The sequence below is a fragment of the Marinitoga sp. 1155 genome, assembly GCF_001021175.1.
Classification (GTDB): Bacteria; Thermotogota; Thermotogae; order Petrotogales; family Petrotogaceae; genus Marinitoga.
The window spans coordinates 50,585-71,228 of sequence record NZ_AZAX01000002.1 but is presented as its reverse complement, the minus strand read 5'-3'; the positions used below and the strand labels follow the sequence as shown (position 1 = coordinate 71,228).

18 protein-coding genes and 1 tRNA gene are annotated in these 20,644 nt (G+C 28.3%); 8 read left to right on the top strand and 11 right to left on the bottom strand.

All coding sequences use genetic code 11. From position 1 onward, the window contains the following. From X274_RS01570 to X274_RS01545, 6 genes are all read left to right on the top strand, one after another. Window positions 1-1,989, top strand: coding sequence for a glycoside hydrolase family 13 protein (locus tag X274_RS01570; protein WP_052913121.1), 1,989 nt, complete (start codon window positions 1-3; stop codon window positions 1,987-1,989). Window positions 1,990-2,130: 141 nt separating this feature from the next. Further along, window positions 2,131-2,445, top strand: a complete 315-nt coding sequence (locus tag X274_RS01565) for an STAS domain-containing protein (RefSeq protein WP_047265045.1) — start codon at window positions 2,131-2,133, stop codon at window positions 2,443-2,445. A gap of 249 nt (window positions 2,446-2,694) precedes the next feature. Continuing rightward, window positions 2,695-2,934 (top strand): glutaredoxin family protein, encoded by a 240-nt coding sequence (locus X274_RS01560; RefSeq protein ID WP_047265044.1) that lies wholly within the window; start codon window positions 2,695-2,697, stop codon window positions 2,932-2,934. Window positions 2,935-3,127: 193 nt separating this feature from the next. Further along, the gene (locus X274_RS01555) at window positions 3,128-4,627 is read left to right on the top strand and encodes a bifunctional ADP-dependent NAD(P)H-hydrate dehydratase/NAD(P)H-hydrate epimerase (RefSeq protein WP_047265043.1); all 1,500 of its coding nucleotides are present in this window, start codon (window positions 3,128-3,130) and stop codon (window positions 4,625-4,627) included. Then, a complete protein-coding gene (locus X274_RS01550; protein ID WP_047265042.1) occupies window positions 4,620-5,711 on the top strand; it encodes a hypothetical protein in 1,092 nt (363 codons plus the stop codon). The genes X274_RS01555 and X274_RS01550 overlap by 8 nt, the downstream gene beginning before the upstream one ends. Beyond that, window positions 5,711-6,346, top strand: a complete 636-nt coding sequence (locus X274_RS01545; RefSeq protein ID WP_047265041.1) for a thiamine diphosphokinase — start codon at window positions 5,711-5,713, stop codon at window positions 6,344-6,346. The genes X274_RS01550 and X274_RS01545 overlap by 1 nt, the downstream gene beginning before the upstream one ends. A gap of 13 nt (window positions 6,347-6,359) precedes the next feature. Here the strand turns inward: X274_RS01545 and codA are convergent, their stop codons facing one another. The 8 genes from codA to argS form a co-directional block, all read right to left on the bottom strand. Further along, window positions 6,360-7,628 carry a cytosine deaminase gene (codA, locus tag X274_RS01540; protein WP_197073303.1) on the bottom strand — a complete coding sequence of 423 codons (1,269 nt, stop codon included), beginning with the start codon at window positions 7,626-7,628 and terminating at the stop codon, window positions 6,360-6,362. Next, complete coding sequence (gene codB / locus X274_RS01535) at window positions 7,625-8,947, bottom strand: cytosine permease (protein WP_047265040.1); 1,323 nt, start codon at window positions 8,945-8,947, stop codon at window positions 7,625-7,627. Before codB ends, codA begins: the two co-directional genes overlap by 4 nt. Before the next feature lie 381 nt (window positions 8,948-9,328). After that, complete coding sequence (locus X274_RS01530) at window positions 9,329-10,543, bottom strand: iron-containing alcohol dehydrogenase (protein ID WP_047265039.1); 1,215 nt, start codon at window positions 10,541-10,543, stop codon at window positions 9,329-9,331. A 621-nt stretch (window positions 10,544-11,164) separates the two neighbouring features. Beyond that, a tRNA-Asn gene (locus X274_RS01525) sits at window positions 11,165-11,239 on the bottom strand. Between the two features lie 78 nt (window positions 11,240-11,317). Continuing rightward, window positions 11,318-12,022 carry an FG-GAP repeat domain-containing protein gene (locus X274_RS01520; protein ID WP_047265038.1) on the bottom strand — a complete coding sequence of 235 codons (705 nt, stop codon included), beginning with the start codon at window positions 12,020-12,022 and terminating at the stop codon, window positions 11,318-11,320. A 4-nt stretch (window positions 12,023-12,026) separates the two neighbouring features. Beyond that, on the bottom strand, window positions 12,027-13,208 hold the full coding sequence (locus X274_RS01515; protein WP_047265037.1) for a TIGR04013 family B12-binding domain/radical SAM domain-containing protein: 1,182 nt from the start codon (window positions 13,206-13,208) through the stop codon (window positions 12,027-12,029). Beyond that, complete coding sequence (locus X274_RS01510) at window positions 13,183-13,638, bottom strand: hypothetical protein (protein WP_047265036.1); 456 nt, start codon at window positions 13,636-13,638, stop codon at window positions 13,183-13,185. The genes X274_RS01515 and X274_RS01510 overlap by 26 nt, the downstream gene beginning before the upstream one ends. Window positions 13,639-13,647: 9 nt before the next feature. Beyond that, window positions 13,648-15,357: an arginine--tRNA ligase gene (argS, locus tag X274_RS01505; RefSeq protein ID WP_047265035.1), complete on the bottom strand. Its 1,710-nt coding sequence runs from the start codon at window positions 15,355-15,357 to the stop codon at window positions 13,648-13,650. A gap of 302 nt (window positions 15,358-15,659) precedes the next feature. Between argS and dnaK the strand changes: the two genes are divergently transcribed. Then, window positions 15,660-17,468 carry a molecular chaperone DnaK gene (dnaK, locus tag X274_RS01500; RefSeq protein ID WP_047265034.1) on the top strand — a complete coding sequence of 603 codons (1,809 nt, stop codon included), beginning with the start codon at window positions 15,660-15,662 and terminating at the stop codon, window positions 17,466-17,468. Window positions 17,469-17,588: 120 nt separating this feature from the next. Further along, the gene (locus X274_RS01495) at window positions 17,589-18,773 is read left to right on the top strand and encodes an MFS transporter (protein ID WP_047265033.1); all 1,185 of its coding nucleotides are present in this window, start codon (window positions 17,589-17,591) and stop codon (window positions 18,771-18,773) included. Window positions 18,774-18,786: 13 nt separating this feature from the next. Here the strand turns inward: X274_RS01495 and X274_RS01490 are convergent, their stop codons facing one another. From X274_RS01490 to X274_RS01480, 3 genes are read right to left on the bottom strand one after another with little or no spacing between them, the layout of a single operon-like run. Then, window positions 18,787-19,959, bottom strand: coding sequence for a transglycosylase SLT domain-containing protein (locus X274_RS01490; protein ID WP_047265032.1), 1,173 nt, complete (start codon window positions 19,957-19,959; stop codon window positions 18,787-18,789). Further along, window positions 19,956-20,450, bottom strand: a complete 495-nt coding sequence (locus X274_RS01485; RefSeq protein ID WP_047265031.1) for a hypothetical protein — start codon at window positions 20,448-20,450, stop codon at window positions 19,956-19,958. The genes X274_RS01490 and X274_RS01485 overlap by 4 nt, the downstream gene beginning before the upstream one ends. Further along, complete coding sequence (locus tag X274_RS01480) at window positions 20,435-20,635, bottom strand: hypothetical protein (RefSeq protein ID WP_047265030.1); 201 nt, start codon at window positions 20,633-20,635, stop codon at window positions 20,435-20,437. The genes X274_RS01485 and X274_RS01480 overlap by 16 nt, the downstream gene beginning before the upstream one ends. Window positions 20,636-20,644 lie beyond the last annotated feature (9 nt).

The window sequence follows — 20,644 nt, the reverse complement described above, 5'->3', positions numbered from 1 at the left end:
ATGATTTTCGGAATATATTCCGATCAAAGTAAAAATTTCTTTAACCCGACAAATCCCAAAATAGGCAATGAAATTACTATTAAAATCAGGGTATCAAAAAAATTAGGTCCTGTTTCAGGAAAATTATATTTATCAACGCAAAAACATTCACATAAATATAAACATTCAATTATGAAATTGGAAAAAGAAAATGAATTTTATTGGTACTTTTCCAAAAAATTTACCTTGACTAACAGATTAATACGATATCATTTTGAATTGGATTTTATAAAAATTAACAGAAAAATAAAATATGATTCTCAAGGAATAGTAGAAAAACGTCCTATCGAAGACTTTGTTATTATTCCAGATTTTGAAGTACCAGATTGGGCGATTGGAACCATCTATTATCAAATATTCCCCGACAGATTTTATAACGGCGATCCATCAAATGATCCTGTTAGTGGTGAATACATATATGACAGAGAACCTATAAAGAAAAAGAATTGGGATGAATTGCCAGATCCCGATAAAGGACATATTGAATTTTATGGTGGAGATTTAAAAGGAATAATTGACAAATTAGATTATTTAAAAGATTTAGGAATAGAAGCAATATACCTAAACCCTATCTTTGTTTCACCCAGTCCTCATAAATATGATACACAGGATTATGAGCATATAGATCCTCATTTAGGAGTAATAGTTGAAGATTCTGAAAACTTAGATGAAAAATATAAAGTAAGAACAACATCTAAAAAAAATCTAATAGAGAGTGATAAACTATTTTCTAACCTTGTTGAAGAAGCTCATAAAAGAAATATTAAAATAATTCTAGATGGTGTATTTAATCATTGTGGTTCATATCATAAGTGGGTTAATGAATATAAAATATATGGTGAAAATGAAGGGATTGCAAATAATAAAGAATTACCAGAATCAGAATATTTTTACTGGCATGGTGAAGAATATGAAGGTTGGTGGGGATATAAATCTTTACCAAAATTAAATTATAATAAAACAATGTTAGTTTGGAAATATATATCTCAAATAGGTGAAAAATGGGTAAAACATCCTTTTAACGCAGACGGTTGGAGGCTTGATGTAGCTAGAGATTTGGGAAAAGGCAAACGAATCAATAAAACATTTTGGAGATATTTCAGAAAAATAGTAAAAAAAGCTAATAAAAACGCTTTAATATTTGCTGAAGATTACGAATCTCCAAAAGAATGGATAGAAAGTTTATCATGGGATGGTATAATGAATTATATAGGTTCAATGGATCCTATAAGTTATTATTTAACAGGTATGGAAAAACATAATGATGATTTCAAACCAGAATTAATTGGAAATTCAGAATGGTTTATAAAACAATTAAAATGGGCTTGGAGCCAACTACCTCTAAATTCAAAGTATGTATCTTTAAATCAATTAAGTAATCATGATCACTCAAGATGGGCAACTCGTACAACTAAAAAAATTGGAAGAGCTAATACTCTTGGACATAAAGAAGCGGAATTTGATATAGATTGGGATATATTTAAAATTGGATATTTAATGGCTTTCACATTACCTGGAGCACCCGGTCTTTATTATGGGGATGAAATAGGATTACCTGGTTGGACTGATCCAGATAATAGAAGAACATTTCCATGGAAAAAATTACATGAAAATTTATACCAGGAAAATTTGAATTTTATGAAAAATATGATACAATTCTATAAAGAGCATAATGTTTTAAGAAATGGTTCAATAGAATTTTTATCTTGGGACAAAGGATTTATAGTATATAATATATGGGACAATAAAGAAAACTTAATAGTTATCGTAAATATAAACAATTTTACATATAAATTCGAAATTCCAGTATGGTTATCAGAAATTAATAATGGAAATTTTAAAATTATATATAGCACAAAAACTGTTACAGGAAAAGAATTTAGCGTTTATAATGGAATATTAGAAGGAGATATTTCAAAAAAGTGTGCTATCGTACTTCAAAAAATATAACATTTTATGTTATAATATTTGAGACAGTATCTTTAAAAGGAAATAAAAAGTCAAGATAAGGCTTACTTAAAAATAAATATAAAATACAAATATTAAAACAAAGAGCGAATCATTTAGCTTCGCTAAGAAAGGAGGAGAATTATGAAAAAGGAGATATATGGTAATAGTGCGACGATTTTTTTACATGGTAGGATAGATATAAACAACTCTGAAGAACTAAGAGATGAATTAAATGAATTAGCCGAAAATGGAATAAAAAGGATATTTATAGATATGTCAAATCTTGATTATATTGATAGTAGCGGATTAGGAAGAATTTTATATTTCTTTATGAACTACAAAAAAAAGGGTGGCTCAATGGAGTTACACAATGTGAGAAATGAAAATGTAAAAAAAGTAATAGAAATCGTTAGACTGGATAAAATTATTCCAGTGAGAGAATATAATGTTGATTAATCTCCTTATAGATGTTTAACTTTGCTATAAAGTACATATTTTTAAACTCTTTAATATAAAAAAGTTTATCATCAATAAAATAATCTTCCTTAAAAGGAAGATTATTTTATTGGAAACTAACTCTATTTTTTAATTTTTTTGTTGCTAAACTAATTTTATTTTTTACAAAAAGTACTTCTAAATTTAAATATATTATGGCATAAATATATTTAGATATATACAAATTGTATATAATAAGGAGGGATTAAGTTGGCTCATGTAAAAATTGCTATATATACAACCTCAAGATGTCCATGGTGTAAAAAGGCCAAAAAATATTTCAAAGAATTAGGGATACCTTTTAAAGAATATAATGTAGAAAAAGATCAAAAAGCTGCTGAGAGAATGGTTAGAAAAACTGGACAAATGGGTGTACCTGTAATAGAAATTGGAAATCAAACAATAGTTGGTTTTGATAAAGCAAAAATTGAAAGAATGTTAGGAATATAAAAACTGAGGCATTTTGCCTCAGTTTTTATATTATAACTAAATCTAATATAAAATAATTTAAAATTTTTATTTTTAAAAATGTCTATCATCAAATTAAACCGAGGTATTTTGCCTCAGTTTTTATTTACTCCCTCTGAAAATTTAAATAAATGTGATAAAATTAAAATAAGACTTATTATGAGGAGGATTTTATATGCATATTTTAACTTCTGAAGAAATGAAAAAAATAGATAATTATACTTCAAAAGAATATGGAATTTCTTCTGAGGTTCTAATGGAACAGGCCGCACTATCCATTTATAACGAAATTATTAAAGATTTTAATAAAAATACACATTTTTTATTTGTATTGGGAAGTGGGAATAACGGCGGAGATGGTTTGGCAACTGCCAGATTGTTATTCAATGAAGGATATAAAAATATAAAAATTGTTATTGTAGGAAATAATAAAAGTAATTTATTCAAAAAACAATTAGAAACCATCAAAAAATTTGGATTTAATAATTTTATAGAATATAATGACGATTTCAAAAATCATGTTAGTACTGCTGATTGTATTATTGACGGATTAATCGGTATAGGATTAAAAGGCAATTTAAAAAAAGAGATTATGGAGATTATCGATATTATAAACTCTAAAAAAAGAGGATATGTGATTTCTATAGATATTCCTTCAGGGATAAATTCAAATAATGGTAAAATACATAATACTGCTGTTAAAGCAAATAAAACCATAACCTTTGGTAGTTATAAACTTGGACATATCTTTTTCCCAGGAAGAGATTACTCAGGAAAAATTGTTGTTTCACCTCTTTCATTTCCAAAAGATTTATTCAAAATTTCTCATAGAAAGTTAGTTACAAAACAGATGATAAAAAAGTTATTACCTAAAAGACCGAAATTTTCTCAAAAATATGATTTTGGAAATGTTTTAATTCTTGCAGGTTCCTCTGAATTTCCAGGTGCATCTGTACTTTCTGCAATAGGTGCACAAAAAATTGGCGCTGGATTGGTTAAATTAATTACACCAAGTTCATTATCTTCATCTGTTTTAGAACATGAACCAGGTATTATATATAAATCATTAAATAAAGATAAATTTTCCTTAAGGGATATTGATATAATCTATAAAAATATAAAAAAAGCTTCTGCTATTGTAATAGGGCCTGGATTAGGTCGTTCAAATGAAACTATGCAATTTGTCAGAGGTGTTGTTGAAAATTCAACTGCTCCTATTGTTGTTGATGCAGATGCACTTTATGCTGTCGATGCATTAAGATTAAGAAAAAATATAGTATTAACTCCGCATGTTGGTGAAATGCAAAGAATTGTAAGAACTGATGAAATTGAAATAAGACAAAATTATGAATACACTGAATATTTTGCAAAAGTTAAAAAGGCTACTATAGTATTTAAAGATGCTACCACAATAATCACAAATGGTGAAAAAACATTTTTCAATATTACTGGCAATACCGCATTATCTAAAGGAGGAAGCGGAGATTTACTTACCGGTATCATCGCAGGTCTAATTGCACAGGGACTAAATGTTATGGAAGCAAGTATTGTTGCATCTTATTTATCTGGTAGAACTGCTGAAATCGTCAGTGGTGAAAAATCGGAATATTTTTCAACCCCTCTTGATATAGCTAAAAACTTATATAAAGCTATTTTGGAGGTCATGAATGATTAAAAGAAAATTGCTTCAAAAATTAAAGCAAAAACAATCTCTAAACCAAAAACAAATACAGGCATTAAATTTTATTCAAATGCCCTTAAATAAACTCGATAATGAAATTAATGACTTTATATTAGAAAATGTATTCTTAAAATTTAAAGAGGATAATTTAAATTTTTATAGTTTAGATTATCTTGATTATATTTTAGAAACAACAACATACAAAATCAGCTTTTTAGAAGAAATTAAACCCTTATATTTAGCTCTTGTCCCATCTTATCTTGAAGATTATGCAGAAACTTTATTTGAATATCTCGATAAAAATGGAATATTAACTATTTCAAAGCGAGAATTTATTAAAAAATATAATATCAACAAAAAAGATTATGATTTATTAATTGAAATTCTTAAAAACCTTGGACCTTCTGGATTTGCTGAAGAATCTTTAAATGATGCATTAAAAATACGAAAAGAAAAAGGAGAATTTGGATTGCCGCTCTCAAGTTTAGAAAATGGAGAAAATATTATATATATAAATGCTAAGCCGGATATTATTTTTTTTGAAAAAAACGGCAACATAAAATGGCAGGTAAATATCCCAACTCTCCCGGAAATAGATGAAATATATCTCAAAAATCTTAAATCTTTTAAAGAAAAGAGTTTAAGAAAGTATATTGAAAAAGAAATGGAAAAATTATATATAATAAAAAACGCTATCAATAAAAGAAAAGAATATCTAAATGTATTGGCAGAAATACTTGTTTTAGAAAATTCTAATTTTTTAAAATATGGAAACACGCCAAAAACACTTGGAATAAGAGAAATAGCTCAAAAATTAAATATTTCACCCTCCACTGTGAGCAGAAGTATTGCATCAAAATACTTTATGAATTTAAAAAAAATTATATTTCCATTTTCAACTCTTTTTAATACCAGAGATGCTCAAAAAAATAAAAAAGAGATTATACTTAATTTTATAAAAAACAATATGAATATTTCTGATAGTAAATTATCTAAATTAATTGAAAAAAAATTAAACATAAAAATATCTCGAAGAACTGTAAATAAATATAAAAATCAATTAAGGGGTGGAAAATAATGCAAACCTTTATAATATCAGGTGGAACTCCAAAAAGTTCTCTTGAATTTTATAAAAATATTATAGGTAATTCAGATCTTCTGATAGCAGTAGATAAAGGTCTTGAATTGTTTAAAAAATTGGATATCGAACCGGATTATTTAATTGGAGATCTGGATTCCGCATCTCAAGAATCGATAGAATGGGCAGAATCAAATGATGTTGAAATTATAAAATATAGATCTGATAAAGATTTTACAGATATTGATTTAGCTCTTGATTTTGCCATTGAAAAAAAATCAAAAAAAATTATTATTTCAGGTTTTTTAGGTAATAGATTAGATCATATATTTGGAGCTTTACTTTTGTTAAAGAAATATAATACAGAAATTATTTTTAAGGAAGAATTTTTAGAAATTTCAAAAATACCTAAAAATTTTGATAAAAAGGTGAGTAAAGGTGAAATATGGTCAATCTTTTCGCTAACAGAAAGAACAGAAGGAATTTATCTTAATGGTTTTAAATATCCATTAAAAAATGGAACTTTATTTTTTAACAACCCTATTGGTATAAGCAATGAAACTATAAATGAAAAAATTGAAATCTCTTATTTAAAAGGATGCCTGGTATATTTCAGATGGAAAAGCGACTCATAAGAGTCGCTTTTAATTATTCATATATACCTATCACTCTAAAACTTATTTCTTCATCATTTACATAAGATTTAGCTGGAGTTGTTTTAGCTATAATGTTTCCATTTTTTATTACATAAAGCACTTCACTTCTAAGTCTTATAGCTTCTATTTTACTTGGTGCATTTAAAATGATTAAATCAGCTTTATTTCCTTCTTTTATTCCATAGTCACTTAAATTCATAAGTTTTGCGGAATTATATGTAATTGCATCAAAGATCTCATTAATTTCATTATATCCAGTCATATGTCCAACATTCAAAGCCATAAAAGCTACCTGAAGCATATTATATCTTCCAAGCGGATACCACGGATCCATTACAGAATCGTGCCCTAATCCAACATTTATTCCTGATTTTAATAACTCTTTAATTCGAGTCATGCCTCTTCTTATCGGATAATTATCAAATCTTCCTTGAAGAGCTATATTATCAAGCGGATTCGCTATAACATTTAATTGAGCTTTTTTAAATACACTCATTAATTTATAAGCATAAGCGTTATTATATGAATGCATAGCAGTAATATGACTCGCTGTAACTCTTCCAAAATAATTTTCTTTTATAGTTTTAGCTGCTAAATATTCTACAAATCTTGATTGATCGTCATCAGTTTCATCAATATGTACATCTATATCTTTATCAAAACTTTTAGCTAAATCCATTATAATATCAATACTCTTTATCCCATCATCTCTCGAAAATTCATAATGAGGTATTCCACCAACTATATCTGCTCCAATTTCCAATGATTTTCTCATTAAATTTTCTCCATCTGGAAAACTAACTATCCCTTCCTGTGGAAAAGATACTATTTGAACATCCACTAATTCTCTCATTTCTTGCTTAACTTCAACCATTGCCTTTAAAGCTGTTAATTCAGGGTCACAAACATCTACATGAGTTCTTACTTTTAAAATCCCTTGAGCCACAGCCCATTTCAAAGCCTCTTTAGCTCGTTTTTTCACATCTTCATGGGTTAATTTCAATTTTCTTTTGCTCCATATTTCTATTCCTTCCCATAACGTTCCTGATATATTATATTGAGGATCGCCTACAGTAAGTACTGCATCAAGATGAACATGAGGATCAACAAATGGTGGCGACACCAATTTTCCATCTGCGTCAATTTCTATTTCTGCCTTTTCTTCAATTTTTCCTATTTTTATTATTTTTCCATTTTCAATAAAAATATCTTTTAATTCTTTATCTTCGCCAATATGCGCATTTCTTATTATCATTTTCATGATTCTTCACCTACAACTATTTCATGATTATTATTTATTCCAAATACTTTTAACAATATATCAAAAATTACATAAAACACAAATGCTCCTATAATACCATTAATTGGAGGAACACCGGGGCTATATTTTGCAATTAAAGCTCCTGCAATATAACCTAAAACTCCAGACCAATTAAATTTTTGAAATTTTATATTTGTAATTTTTGGATATTTCATTTTATGTTTGTAAAAAAAGTCTGCCATAATTACTCCACCTATTGGTGGAATAAACGTTCCAAGAAGAACAAGCCATGGAATAAGCCAATTATACATTCCCAATATTGCTAAAATAGTTCCTATTGCAGCGCCTCCAATTGTAAAATATCTTCTTTTCTCTGTTCTAAAAAAGTTACATCCTGCAACAGAAAAATTATAAATTGTATTATCCTGTGTTGTCCAAATATTCAAAAATAACATTACTATCCCCCAAAATAGCAATCCCTGTTTTACAAGAACATTTACTATGTCCGGCTCTTGATAAACTAATCCACCATATGCTCCAGCAAAAATCATTAACCCATTACCTATAAAAAATGCAACAAGTGATCCAAATACAGCAGAATATGCTGTCTTTGAAAATCTTGTCCAATTTGTAGATTGAGTCCCTCCACTAACAAATGTTCCAAAGATTATAGTTATAGCTGCTGCTGTTGTCATATCCTTTGTAGGTTCTATCCCAAGAATTCCCGCTAAACCTCCTGCATCCTTTGTTGCTATTGTCATACTCCATATAATTAATATCGTCATCAGTGGCACAGAAAACCTTGAAAGCCATTCCAATCCTCTATATCCAACATATGCAGTCCATGAAAAAGCAAATCCAAAAAGTATCATTAACGGTATATTCCATCCCTGGGGTAAATTGAGAAACTTTGTCAAAAGAATAGCTATTGTTGCAGTTCCCCAGGCATACCAGCCGATTTGTGTAAATCCTAAAATGAAATCTGGCCATTTACTCCCCCAATCTCCAAAACTATATCTTCCTAAAAGAACTGTACTTAATCCTGTTTTAAATGCTATATACCCTAATATAGCAACATATAATCCCAATAACAAGTTACCAGCAACTATTAAAAGCATCAAATCTGGCCAGAATTTAAAGGATACTCCAAGATTACCTCCAGCCCACATCGTTGCAGTGAAAAAAGTAAATCCTAATAAAACTACCGATATTGACCAAAACCCTTTCCTTTCTGATATTGGAACTTCAACCAACGGAAAATCTTCTGACCCTTCTTTTAACTCTTCATTCTTCTTTCCTAAAATTTCTTCATCTGCCATTTTTCTCCCCCCTTACACAAAATTCAGTTATAAAGAAATTTAATTAGAATTAATATTCTAATTTTTTATTGTTTTTATTCACTTAACAAGGTTACTTATAGGTTATTATCTCACAAAAAAAATGTTAAAACAATTTCTCTCTATAATAATCATCTTGAATTATAATAGATAAATATCAAATATACTAAATTATCTATTATTTTTTTATTTTTCATTTTTTCTTAATAATAGTATAATATAAATGTAGAGATAATAATATTATTCCATATCCTGCGTATACTAACAGAGAATTAATTTTTTTTCATCAATCATTTTCGATATTGAATTATATTAAAACAAAAAACGGCTCCAATGGGAGCCGTATTACAAAGGAAGAAGTGGTTACTTATTCAATGGATTCATTGAATCAAGATAAATTTGTTTTACAATTTCCTTAGTTGCTTTTATAGGTGCCATTGATAACAAAATATCTAATGACGGCGTATTAAATGCTAAATCAATTAACCTTTCAATATCATCAATTGTATAACCTTCATCTGATAATTTTTTAGTCACTCCTACACTGAATAGCCATTTTTCTATACCTTTTGCTATTATTTCTGCTTCTCCAGGTATTCCTTTTAGTCCTGGAACAATAGGTTCGAATATTTCTGCTAATACTTCAGGTTTTGCAGGATAAATTGCTTTTACTACAGCAGGTAATAAAATTGCTAATCCTAAACCATGTGGTAATTCTGGCTTAATCCCACTTAATGGATGCTCTAAAGCATGGGTAAAATGCAACAATCCATTATCAAAACATGTTCCAGCAATTGATGAAGCATACATTAAATAATATCTTGCTGTTAAATTTTGTGGATCCGCTTTAGCTTCTGGTAAATATTTTGTGATTAATCTTATTGTCTCTTTTGCTAATAATATCGTATAAGGATTTGCTACCAATGTTGTTGCCGCTTCTGTAACATGATTTATAGCATCGATGGATGTAAATGTTGTTTGGCTTTCAGGTAATGTAACGGTAGTTAATGGATCGTTAATTGCATATAATGGATATATACAATCGTATACTAATGCTGGCTTATAACCTTTTTCCTCTATTGATGCTACTGCAAATCTATCTACTTCCGTACCAGTTCCATGTGTTGTATTGATAGCGATTATTGGCAAGGCTTTTTCTGCACTGAATTTAAATTCATAAAGTTCTCTTGCTGTATATTCTGGATATTCTAACAATATAGCAGCACTCTTAGCTGTATCTATATGACTTCCACCACCAACTCCTATAATAGCTTTTGCGCCAAAATCCAATCCCATTTTCTTTACTTCATCTATCATATCTACATTTGGGTTAGGCTTAACTCCTGTATAAACAACATATTCAATACCTTTTTCATCCATTATTTTTTCAATCTTTTCCTTTATTTTTGTTACTGTATATACAATTTCATCAGTTACCACTATTACTTTATTTATTCCTTTTTTCACTAAATCGCTAGCAATATCATTAAATTTCTCAAGCGCACCTACTCCTAAATACATCCTTGTTGCTCCTCTAAATTCTTGAATTGAATTTATATTTATTTTACTTTCCCACATAAATATTCACCTCCATAATGAGATTTTTTTCACTTTGTGACAGTAAAGTTTTACATTCTTTATTTCACATCTTTATTATATACGTGAAATTTTACACTTTTATTTCTCAAAAAATATATTTGTGTTAATTTTCACTATAGAATTATATCATACACATAAATTATATAGGCTGTCTAAAAAGTCTCAAATGAAACGAAGGCTCGAAGATTGCCCTTACACGCTACCGCGGGTATTGGTTTAAATATTTTTGATTTTATAAAAAACTTTTGAGCTATCGCTCTCCTACGGCGGGTTATAGGATAATAATTTATTATTTTAAATAATAACTTTTCAATATTTTCAAAGAAAATATTCACGCCTACGCAAATATAGGATTAAAATCTTTTTATTTTAAATCTTTTCTATTATATAATTTCTATTATTAGTTTTTTATAATCTTGTGCACCTATTTGTAGTTTTTTCATTGTAATCATCTCCAGATTTATTTTTCATTCTTATTATAACATAAATTTATATAGATTCCGCTTTTTTTTTTATAGAATTAATACGGTTTTTACTAAACAAAAAACGTCCAGCATGGTAACTGGACGTTCTTGTTAACCCCTAAAGGGTTTTTAATGATGGCTCCGGCGGAGGGATTCGAACCCCCAGCCTAGTGGTTAACAGCCACCCGCTCTACCGTTGAGCTACGCCGGAACGAGCTCTGAAACATATTATAACATAAGAACCATTATAAATCAAGAAAATTTTTTGCTACAAATATTAAAATATGTTTTATTTTACATAAATAACTTTTGATATTTCTAACCACTTTATTTGTTTTTCCCTTATGGAATAAATAAAATAGATATACCCTATCCTATCTGCATGAAACAGTCCTGACAAACTTATAGTTCCTTTAAGTTCATATATGCCATCATGTTCAAAATCAACAGGTTTTAATTCGGCAATTCCCCCCAAAAATAAACTTTTGTAATCCCCGGTAAATTGACCATATTCATTATATGCTTTCATTTTTATATACTGTTTTTTTCTGTCTGATAGGTCTATATATGTATAATAATTTTTATATTTTATTAGAACTTTGAAATTATCCATAAATTCTGCCTGTAAATCTATTAAACTTTGTTTTGAACTTAATAATTCACCTTTTTCATAAGAATATATATAATAATATATATAATTTCCACTTCCTCCTGAATATCCTTTAAAAAAAATATCTAAATTTCCATCTCCATCAAAATCATAAAACGATATATCAGGCTCATATACTCCAAAATCGAAATTTATTGTTGTTGATTCTTTTCCGATTATGGATAATTTTAAATTATCTACATATACTGAACTTACATAATTTCCATTTAATATAACTTTTTCATTTTCAGAATCATTATTTAAATCAATATCTTTTTGAATTATTATTTCAGAAAAAACAAATAAAGGAAACAACATCAATAAAATAACAATTATTTTTCTCATTATATCAACCTCCAAAAAAATGATTATATAATTTTTTAGATAAATATTCTTGCTTATGCCAGTATCCAGCCAATTTTTCATTTCTTGATAAATCACCTAATTTTTTATAATACTTTTTATTTAATTTACCAGGACCTATATTGAATAATGGTGTACCTGGTAATGGCATAAAGGTATGCGAATGGATAACTGCATTATATTTCCTGGTTATTTTATCCATAAACTCAAAGGTTATTTTTATATCTTCATCAGTTTCAAATGGAAATCCAAAAATAAAATCAACATATGGAATAAATCCATTTTCATAAATAAGGGAAATCGCTTTTTCAACTTTTTCCAAATTATGCCCTCGTTTTATTCTATCTAATATTTTTTCACTTCCGCTTTGAGCACCAACGATAATCATTTTATTATTTACATATTTCTTTATCACTTTCAAAATTTCCGGTGTAACTGATTCTGGTCTTACATCCGAGGGAAAGGAACCTAAATATATTTCTTCAATCCCCACTTTTTTCAAGCTATATAGCAATTCTTCGATTTTATTCACATTTGGTATAACACCATTTTTTGAGCCGTAACCAAATGAATTAGGAGTTATAAACCTTGCAATTTTTCTATTATTTTTTATGGCTTCTTTGGTATATTCTATTATTATTTCTATATCTCTATGCCTTACTTTTCTTCCAAATAAATTAGGCGTCTGACAATAACCACATAAAAACGGACATCCACGAGTTATTTCAATAGGCATAAAATGTTTATTTTTTATGGCAAATGGCGGATAATAATTTAAGTCCACAAATTCATCTGATATGATTATTTTTCTGTCCGTTCCTATTTTCAAAAAATTAGTGAAGGTTTTTTCACCTTCACCAACAAAAACATGATCAAATCCTATTTTTAATGTTTGTTTTGGCATTGCACTTGGGTGTGGACCACCTGCAATTACTTTATACCCTTTTTCTTTTAGTATCGGTATTTCTTTTTCAACATCAAATATGTCAAAACTCATAAATGAATATGCAATTAGAGTTTCTTCTGGTGAATATTCAAGTATTCTACTAAAATTTTTTTCTAACATTATTTCTATATCTATATTTTCCTTTTCAATAGCGCCTATTAAAGAAACAATTGAATATCTATTAGATTTAAATAATCTAAATATTATCCTTTTCAATTTCATCAACCTCATGTTTTTTAGGCATTATATCTCTTAAACCTGATAGAAAAATTAAAATTCCTACAATTATTGCAGAAGTAGCTGAAACATTTATATAGATATATGTTCCAATTGCAATTGCATTTAATATCCAGGCCAAAGTTATATATAATCTATTTTTTTTATAATTATATAAGGATGAAAATATTGTAGATAATAAGACCATGACAACAAACAAATTAATGTCTAATTTTTTTATAAAGCCAAACACTGATAACAAAACGCCTATAAATAAAAAGGTTATTGTGAGTTTATCGTACTTTTTTGACTTAAAAGAGAAAAATGCTGTAATTAATCCAAAAATTATCGCTAAAATCATCAAAAATATATTTGTTTTAAGATAATATGCTGCTAATCCTGATAATAATAAAGAAAATGCAACAGAATAAATCATTCTTTCACCTCACATCTTGTCTACAACTCTTATCCCCAATAAATCCAATCCTTTTTTCAATACTTCTCCTGCCAGATGAGATAACAACAATCTTGATTTTAATATATCCTCTTTTTCTTTTAAAACAGGTAAATTATTATAGAAAGAATTATACGTTTGCGCTAATTCAAATAAGTAATCAGCTATTAAATTTGGCTTGTAATCTTCTGCTGCTCTCATTGTTATTACAGGTAATTGAGTTAATAATAGACCTAATTTTCTCTCTATTTTTTCATTTATAATCAATTCAGAGTTTTCAATTTTATATCCTTTTTCGCTTGCTTTTCTTTTTAATGACTGTATTCTTGCGTATGTATATAATAAATATGGTGCTGTATTTCCCTCAAAAGATAACATTTTATCCCAGTCAAATATTATATGACTTATTCTGTTCTGACTTAAATCTGAATACTTTACCGCTCCTATACCTATTGCCTCTGCTATTTCATTTTTTTCTTCATCTGTTAAATTTGGATTTTTTTCTTCAACTATTTTTCTCGCTTTTTCTACAGCTTTATCAAGCAATTCTTCCAATTTTATAACATTACCTTTTCTTGTGGAAAATACCCCATCTGCAAATCTCATTAATCCAAACCATATATGTTGATAATTATCATCCCATCCCAATTTTTTTGCGATATTAAATACCTGTTTAAAATGTGTTTGTTGTCTTTCATCGGTGACATATAGTATTCTATTTGGTTTGTATGTTTCTCTTCTAAATTTTATACAGGCTAAATCCGATGTTGCATATAAAAATGCTCCATCTTTCTTTTGTATTATTGCCGGCGGAAGATTTTCTTTTTCATCAAAAAATACAACAACAGCACCCTCGCTATATGTTGCTATACCTTTTTCAAGAAGCATCTTAACTATTTCTGGCATAATTTCATGATAATGAGACTCACCATAATATGTATCAAATTCTATATCCATTCTTTTGTATATTTTATTGTATTCTTTTAATGATAAATCTATAAATTCCTGCCACAATTTTCTGTTCTCAGGCTCACCATCCTGTAATTTTTTTAATTCTAATCTTGCTTCTTCAAGTAATTCTGGTTTTTTTTCTGATTCTTTTTCAAACTTTACGTAAATCCTTTCCATCTCGCCAATAGGATCTTTTTCGTAATTCTCTTTATCTAACCATAATCTATAACCGACTATCAATTTTCCAAATTGCGTCCCCCAATCACCCAGGTGATTGTCTCCAACTACATTATATCCTAAATATTTATATATTCTTTTTATTGAATCCCCTATTACAGTACTCCTTAAATGGCCTATATGCATTGGCTTTGCAATATTGGGTGAGGAATAATCTATTACTACAGTTCCTTTATCTTTTATAAAGGAAAAATCCGGGTTTTCATTTTCTATTTTTAGTAAATAACCTGTTAAAAATTCATTTCTTATATAAAAATTTATAAATCCTGGTCCAGCTATTTCTACTTTTTCTATTATATTATTTTCTGGAAGATTATCTACAATTTCCTGCGCAATACTTCTCGGTGATTTCTTCAAAGTTTTTGCATTTATCATTGCATAATTCGTTTGAAAATCACCAAAGTTTTCGTTCGCCGTTTTTTGAACAACTGGATTTTTTATTTCTATTTCTGGATATACTTTTTTTACTGACTCTATTAACAATTCTTCTAACATTTTTTCAATCAACTTCATAAACAAACACTCCTTTCATTTTTACTAATTTATATTATAATTATAACATAGATTTTGTTAAAAAAAGTATAAATTAATTTATGGATTTCTTAGTTTTTTATTTTTTTATTCATATTTATATAGCAGTTAATAGTTAAGATTGCTATAAATTTTCGTAAAATATATATTATTTTAATATATAAATGTGTAATATAAATGATTTTATGCTTTGGTTAATTTTTCTTTTCAATTGAACATTTTTTATATTTTTGGAGTATAATATATACGGAAGTTAAAAAAGATTAATCAAGGAGGTTGATAATATGGCTGAAAAAGAATATGTTGTTGGTATTGATTTGGGTACTACTAATTCAGCTATTGCCTGGATGAAACCAGACGGAAATGTTGAAGTTATTCCAAATGCAGAAGGAAAAAGAACAACTCCTTCAATTGTTCATTTCTCTAAAGATGGAACAGTTATCGCAGGGGAACCAGCAAAAAGGCAGGTTGTTTTACACCCTGAAAGGACTATTAGATCAATAAAAAGAAAAATGGGGTCTGACTATAAAGTAAGTATAGATAATAAAAGCTTTACTCCTCAACAAATAAGTGCATTTGTTTTACAAAAATTAGTAAGAGATGCTGAAGCATACTTAGGCGGAAAAATCAAAAAAGCTGTTATTACAGTACCTGCTTATTTCAACGACGCTCAAAGACAGGCAACTAAGGAAGCTGGAGAAATAGCAGGCTTGGAGGTTTTGAGAATTATCAACGAGCCAACAGCTGCTTCAATTGCTTTTGGATTAAATAAGGTTCATGAAGATAAAAAAATTGTTGTGTATGATCTTGGTGGAGGAACTTTTGATGTTTCTATTTTAGATGTTGGCGAAGGTGTTATTGAAGTTGTATCTACTTCTGGTAATAACCACCTTGGTGGAGATGATTTTGACCAGAGAATAATAAACTGGTTAGTGGAAGAATTTAAGAAAGAACATGCTTCAGATATATCAAATGACAGACAGGCTATGCAACGTTTAAAAGAAGCTGCAGAAGCTGCAAAGATAGAACTTTCTACAAAATTAGAAACAGAAATAAATTTACCATTTATAACGGTAGTAAATGGACAACCTGTACATTTACAAAAAACATTAACAAGAAAGAAATTCGAAGAATTGGTAAGAGATTTAATTGAATCAACAAGAGGTCCTATTGAAACCGCTTTAAAAGATGCTGGTTTATCTCCACAGGAAATAGATGACGTCCTATTAGTTGGAGGTTCAACAAGGATTCCTGCTGTTCAGGATTTAGTAAAATCAATTTTCCAAAAAGATCCAAGTAAAGGCGTTAACCCAGACGAAGCAGTTGCTGTTGGTGCTGCTGTGCAAGCCGCAATTATGACTGGAAACACGGAACAAGACTTAGTTTTAGTTGATGTTACACCTTTATCATTAGGTGTTGAGGTTAAAGGTGGTTTAATGGAAGTTATTATTCCTAAAAACAGCAAAATCCCAATTAGAAAAAGTAAAGTATTTACAACCGCTGCTGATTTCCAGAGTGAAGTTGAAATTGGAGTTTTCCAGGGAGAAAGGCCTTTAGCAAGAGATAATTTCTTCCTTGGAAGTTTTAAATTAACCGGTATACCACCAGCACCAAGAGGAGTTCCACAAATTGAAGTTTCATTTGATATAGATGCTAATGGTATAGTTAACGTTTCAGCTAAGGATTTAGGAACCGGAAAACAACAATCAATGGTTGTTACAGGTAGAAATAAATTATCTTCAGAAGATATTGAAAGAATGATTAGAGAAGCTCAAGAGTATGAAGAACAAGATAAGAGAAAAAGAGAAGAAATCGAGCTTAAAAACCAGGCTGATGATTTAGCATATCAGGTAGAGAAATTAATTAACGAAAATAAAGACAAAGTTCCTGAAGATCAAAAAACAAGATTAGAAACATTGATCAAAGATGTTAGAGACGCTATAAACAATAATGATATAGCTAAGTTGAAAATAGTTATGGAAGATTTGAAAAACGAATCAATGAAATTAGGACAATATATATATCAGCAAGCTCAAGCAGCACAGGGTAGTGCAAATCAAAACCCCGAAGATACACAAAATCAAAATAGTTAATTAATAATTATTTAGCTGGATCTGTATAGATCCAGCTTTTTATATTTTGTAAATTTGATGAAATGTATCTGTTATATTCCTCCTGTATAATTGCTGAAATATTTTTCAGGGGGGGATGTAATGTATAACAAAAACGTCATTATTTACCCATTTTACAGATTTTTTATTAACTTTAGAATTATTGGTCCTATTGTAGTTCCTTATATGATATTTAAAGGCCTGAACTATTCCGAAATAATGTTATTGCAGAGCATTTATTCCATTTCTATATTTCTGTTTGAAGTTCCTACCGGAAGCTTAGCTGACAAAGTTTCACGAAAACTTTCCCTTTTTTTATCTGGTGTTTTTGCAGCTCTGGGGTTGACTCTGTATATTGTTTTTAATTCTTTCTGGGTTTTTGCCTTAGCTGAGATATTATTTGGAATTGGATTAACTTTATCAAGCGGGGCAGACTCAGCTTTATTATACGAAAGTTTAATCAAATTAAACAGAAAAAATGATTTCCAGGTTATTGAAGGAAAAAGTAATTCTTATTTATTTTTAGGTCATGCATTTGGCTCTATAATCAGCGGTTTTTTATATTCTTATAATAAATTTCTTCCATTCTGGATTAGCGTACTCAGTGTAATAATCGGTTCCTTTATAGCATTTCTCTTTGTGGAGACAGAACGAGAAAAAAGTGAGCACAGCTATACTATACATGTTTTCAAAAGTTTCAAACTCGCAATAAACACACCAAGGATTTTATGGGCACTGGTTTACGCCATGTTTATTGGTTTTACTTTTAGAATAGGGTTCTGGCTATATCAACCATATTTTTCTATTGTAAATATAGACGTTAAATGGTATGGTGTTATTTTTTTTGCTTTTAATATTATAGCCGCCTGGGCTTCTAAATTTTTATCAATGAAAATTAAAGATATTCGTCCAAGAAAAGTTTTATTAACTCTACTTGGAATAACCACTTTAAGTTTTATTTTACCAGTAATTTTTATATCAAAATTGGCAATAGCTTTTCTGACTTTGCAACAAATAGTTAGAAGTCTTTATAGACCAACAATGAATTTTTATATTAATCACCAAGTAGAAGATAAATATAGAGCAACTGTAATTTCAATGGTAAGTCTTGCAGCTAATTTAAGTTTTGCGATATTATCACCGTTTATTGGTATGGCACTTGATTATAAGGGGACTATTTTTACATATATTCTGGTCGGGATTATTTCACTTACCGGTACTATAGAATTAATTTTATTAAGAAAAAAACAAAAAAAGCTAAAAGAAAAAATGAATGCTTCTGCATGAAGCGTTCATTTTTCTACGGGTAAATTTTTACCCAATTACGTTCATATTCCAAAACTTTTTTTAAATAATCGGAAGTTTCTTTTCTCGTATTTGATAATAAATAATTATACAAAGATTTTAAATTCATCTCTTCAAGATTCAAACCCCTGACTCTTTTTGAAATTGCTACTGGTCCCATATTATATCCTGCAATAACCATATATTTTCTTTTTGAATAATCATTTTCAAACTTAAAATATTTTGTATGCAATAAATATATATAAGCTGACCCATATAAAATATTTTTTTCTGGATTATATAGTTCATTCACCAATATCCTCGGATTTGGTTTTCGTTTATAAAGAAAAATATATGCTTCAGTTGCACCATATCTGGGAATTAATTGCATCAATCCCAGAGCTCCACTTTTTGATCTTGCGTATGGTAAAAATGACGACTCTTTTTGTATTATGGAAAGAATAAATGGCTTTGGTAATCCATATTTTTTTGATATTTTATTAACTATTGGAATATATTGCTTTGCCTTTTCCAGAAAAGGATTTTTTATAATTGGAATCTTTGTTTTATATATGATTTTACCATCAACAGTTTCTTTTTCTTTTTTTATTTTCGGATTTTCAATTTGTTTTTTGTCAATAAGATTCTCAAGAACTGGCTTTTTGGTGAATTCATCTTTTTTGCTGATAGTTCTTTTCAATTGTTCTTTTATTTTTTCCATAGCTTTTTCTGGACTCTCATTTTTTTCTATAATTGTTTTTACTTCCAGATATCCATTTTTATTTTTCTCATCACTTTTAAAACTCACTTCACTAAATGTTTTCAAATCTTCAGAAAATTCAAACCACTTTTGCGATGAATATTCAAATGGTTTTCCCCAGATTTTCTCAAAATTTTCTAAAAATTTCTTTTCTTTTATCAGATATTCTTTATAGTATTTATCCCATTCCTTCTGGCTCTCTTCATATAATTCTTGCCATTGTTCATCCATTATTTTTAAATGGCCCTCCCATTCTTTATTCATTTCATCAAAATATTTATTAAATTCTTCAGAAAACAAATTTTCTATATCAGAATTGAAATTCATATTAATATCCATATCCATATCAGGTATTTTAAATGGGTCATCTTCAGAAAAAATTATTAAAAAATATAGCATAAAAAATAATAATAAAAATTTTTTCATCATTCATCTCCCCCATAATATTTTTTTAAATAGTTTTCAACTTTTCCGGCTAATTCTAAAATAATTAATCCATATATATTTATTCCCAGAACATAAAAAATTATTAAAAAATATAGCATAAAATTATTTTTCATATATTCTGGTATTAAAAAATAATAAAATTTTGTTATTATCATTGTGCTTATAAAAGCTGTTAATGAGGTTATAATATATTTTATTTTTTTAGAATACGTGAAAACTATTATCGGAATAAAAAAGAGAAAAATTAAAGACGAAACTTGAATAAAAAAGCCAAAAATAGACATTATAAATAAAAATCCCACTGTAAATATTATCGAATAATATAAATTATCTAACAGCGGGATAAATATTGGTATTAATAATGGAATAATATTTGGAGCTATATGAAAAAATTTAGCAATAATATAAAGAATTACTACAATTGATAAATATATTGCTGTTAAAACACTTTTGTTCCTTAAATACAAGGGCATAAATCTCCTCCCATACATTCACAACAGGTATCAGCAACAGCAATAGTACCTATACATTGTAAACATTCGGAACAATCATCATTTCTTTTATAATATCCGGATCTAAATTTGTTTAAATCCTCTCTCAATTCCTCATCATTCTTATATTCATTAAATTTCTCTTTCCAGTTAAATTTTTTATTCATAATTACCAT

What these genes read in the sequence shown, in the direction of transcription:
- X274_RS01555 (WP_047265043.1), top strand. Translation starts at nt 3,128, where the DNA reads ATGCATATTTTAACTTCTGAAGAAATGAAAAAAATAGATAATTATACT.
- X274_RS01485 (WP_047265031.1), bottom strand. Translation starts at nt 20,450, where the DNA reads ATGCCCTTGTATTTAAGGAACAAAAGTGTTTTAACAGCAATATATTTA.
- X274_RS01515 (WP_047265037.1), bottom strand. Translation starts at nt 13,208, where the DNA reads ATGAAATTGAAAAGGATAATATTTAGATTATTTAAATCTAATAGATAT.
- X274_RS01530 (WP_047265039.1), bottom strand. Translation starts at nt 10,543, where the DNA reads ATGTGGGAAAGTAAAATAAATATAAATTCAATTCAAGAATTTAGAGGA.
- X274_RS01550 (WP_047265042.1), top strand. Translation starts at nt 4,620, where the DNA reads ATGATTAAAAGAAAATTGCTTCAAAAATTAAAGCAAAAACAATCTCTA.
- codB (WP_047265040.1), bottom strand. Translation starts at nt 8,947, where the DNA reads ATGGCAGATGAAGAAATTTTAGGAAAGAAGAATGAAGAGTTAAAAGAA.
- X274_RS01565 (WP_047265045.1), top strand. Translation starts at nt 2,131, where the DNA reads ATGAAAAAGGAGATATATGGTAATAGTGCGACGATTTTTTTACATGGT.
- X274_RS01570 (WP_052913121.1), top strand. Translation starts at nt 1, where the DNA reads ATGATTTTCGGAATATATTCCGATCAAAGTAAAAATTTCTTTAACCCG.
- X274_RS01520 (WP_047265038.1), bottom strand. Translation starts at nt 12,022, where the DNA reads ATGAGAAAAATAATTGTTATTTTATTGATGTTGTTTCCTTTATTTGTT.
- X274_RS01480 (WP_047265030.1), bottom strand. Translation starts at nt 20,635, where the DNA reads ATGAATAAAAAATTTAACTGGAAAGAGAAATTTAATGAATATAAGAAT.
- X274_RS01490 (WP_047265032.1), bottom strand. Translation starts at nt 19,959, where the DNA reads ATGATGAAAAAATTTTTATTATTATTTTTTATGCTATATTTTTTAATA.
- argS (WP_047265035.1), bottom strand. Translation starts at nt 15,357, where the DNA reads ATGAAGTTGATTGAAAAAATGTTAGAAGAATTGTTAATAGAGTCAGTA.
- dnaK (WP_047265034.1), top strand. Translation starts at nt 15,660, where the DNA reads ATGGCTGAAAAAGAATATGTTGTTGGTATTGATTTGGGTACTACTAAT.
- X274_RS01510 (WP_047265036.1), bottom strand. Translation starts at nt 13,638, where the DNA reads ATGATTTATTCTGTTGCATTTTCTTTATTATTATCAGGATTAGCAGCA.
- X274_RS01545 (WP_047265041.1), top strand. Translation starts at nt 5,711, where the DNA reads ATGCAAACCTTTATAATATCAGGTGGAACTCCAAAAAGTTCTCTTGAA.
- X274_RS01495 (WP_047265033.1), top strand. Translation starts at nt 17,589, where the DNA reads ATGTATAACAAAAACGTCATTATTTACCCATTTTACAGATTTTTTATT.
- codA (WP_197073303.1), bottom strand. Translation starts at nt 7,628, where the DNA reads ATGAAAATGATAATAAGAAATGCGCATATTGGCGAAGATAAAGAATTA.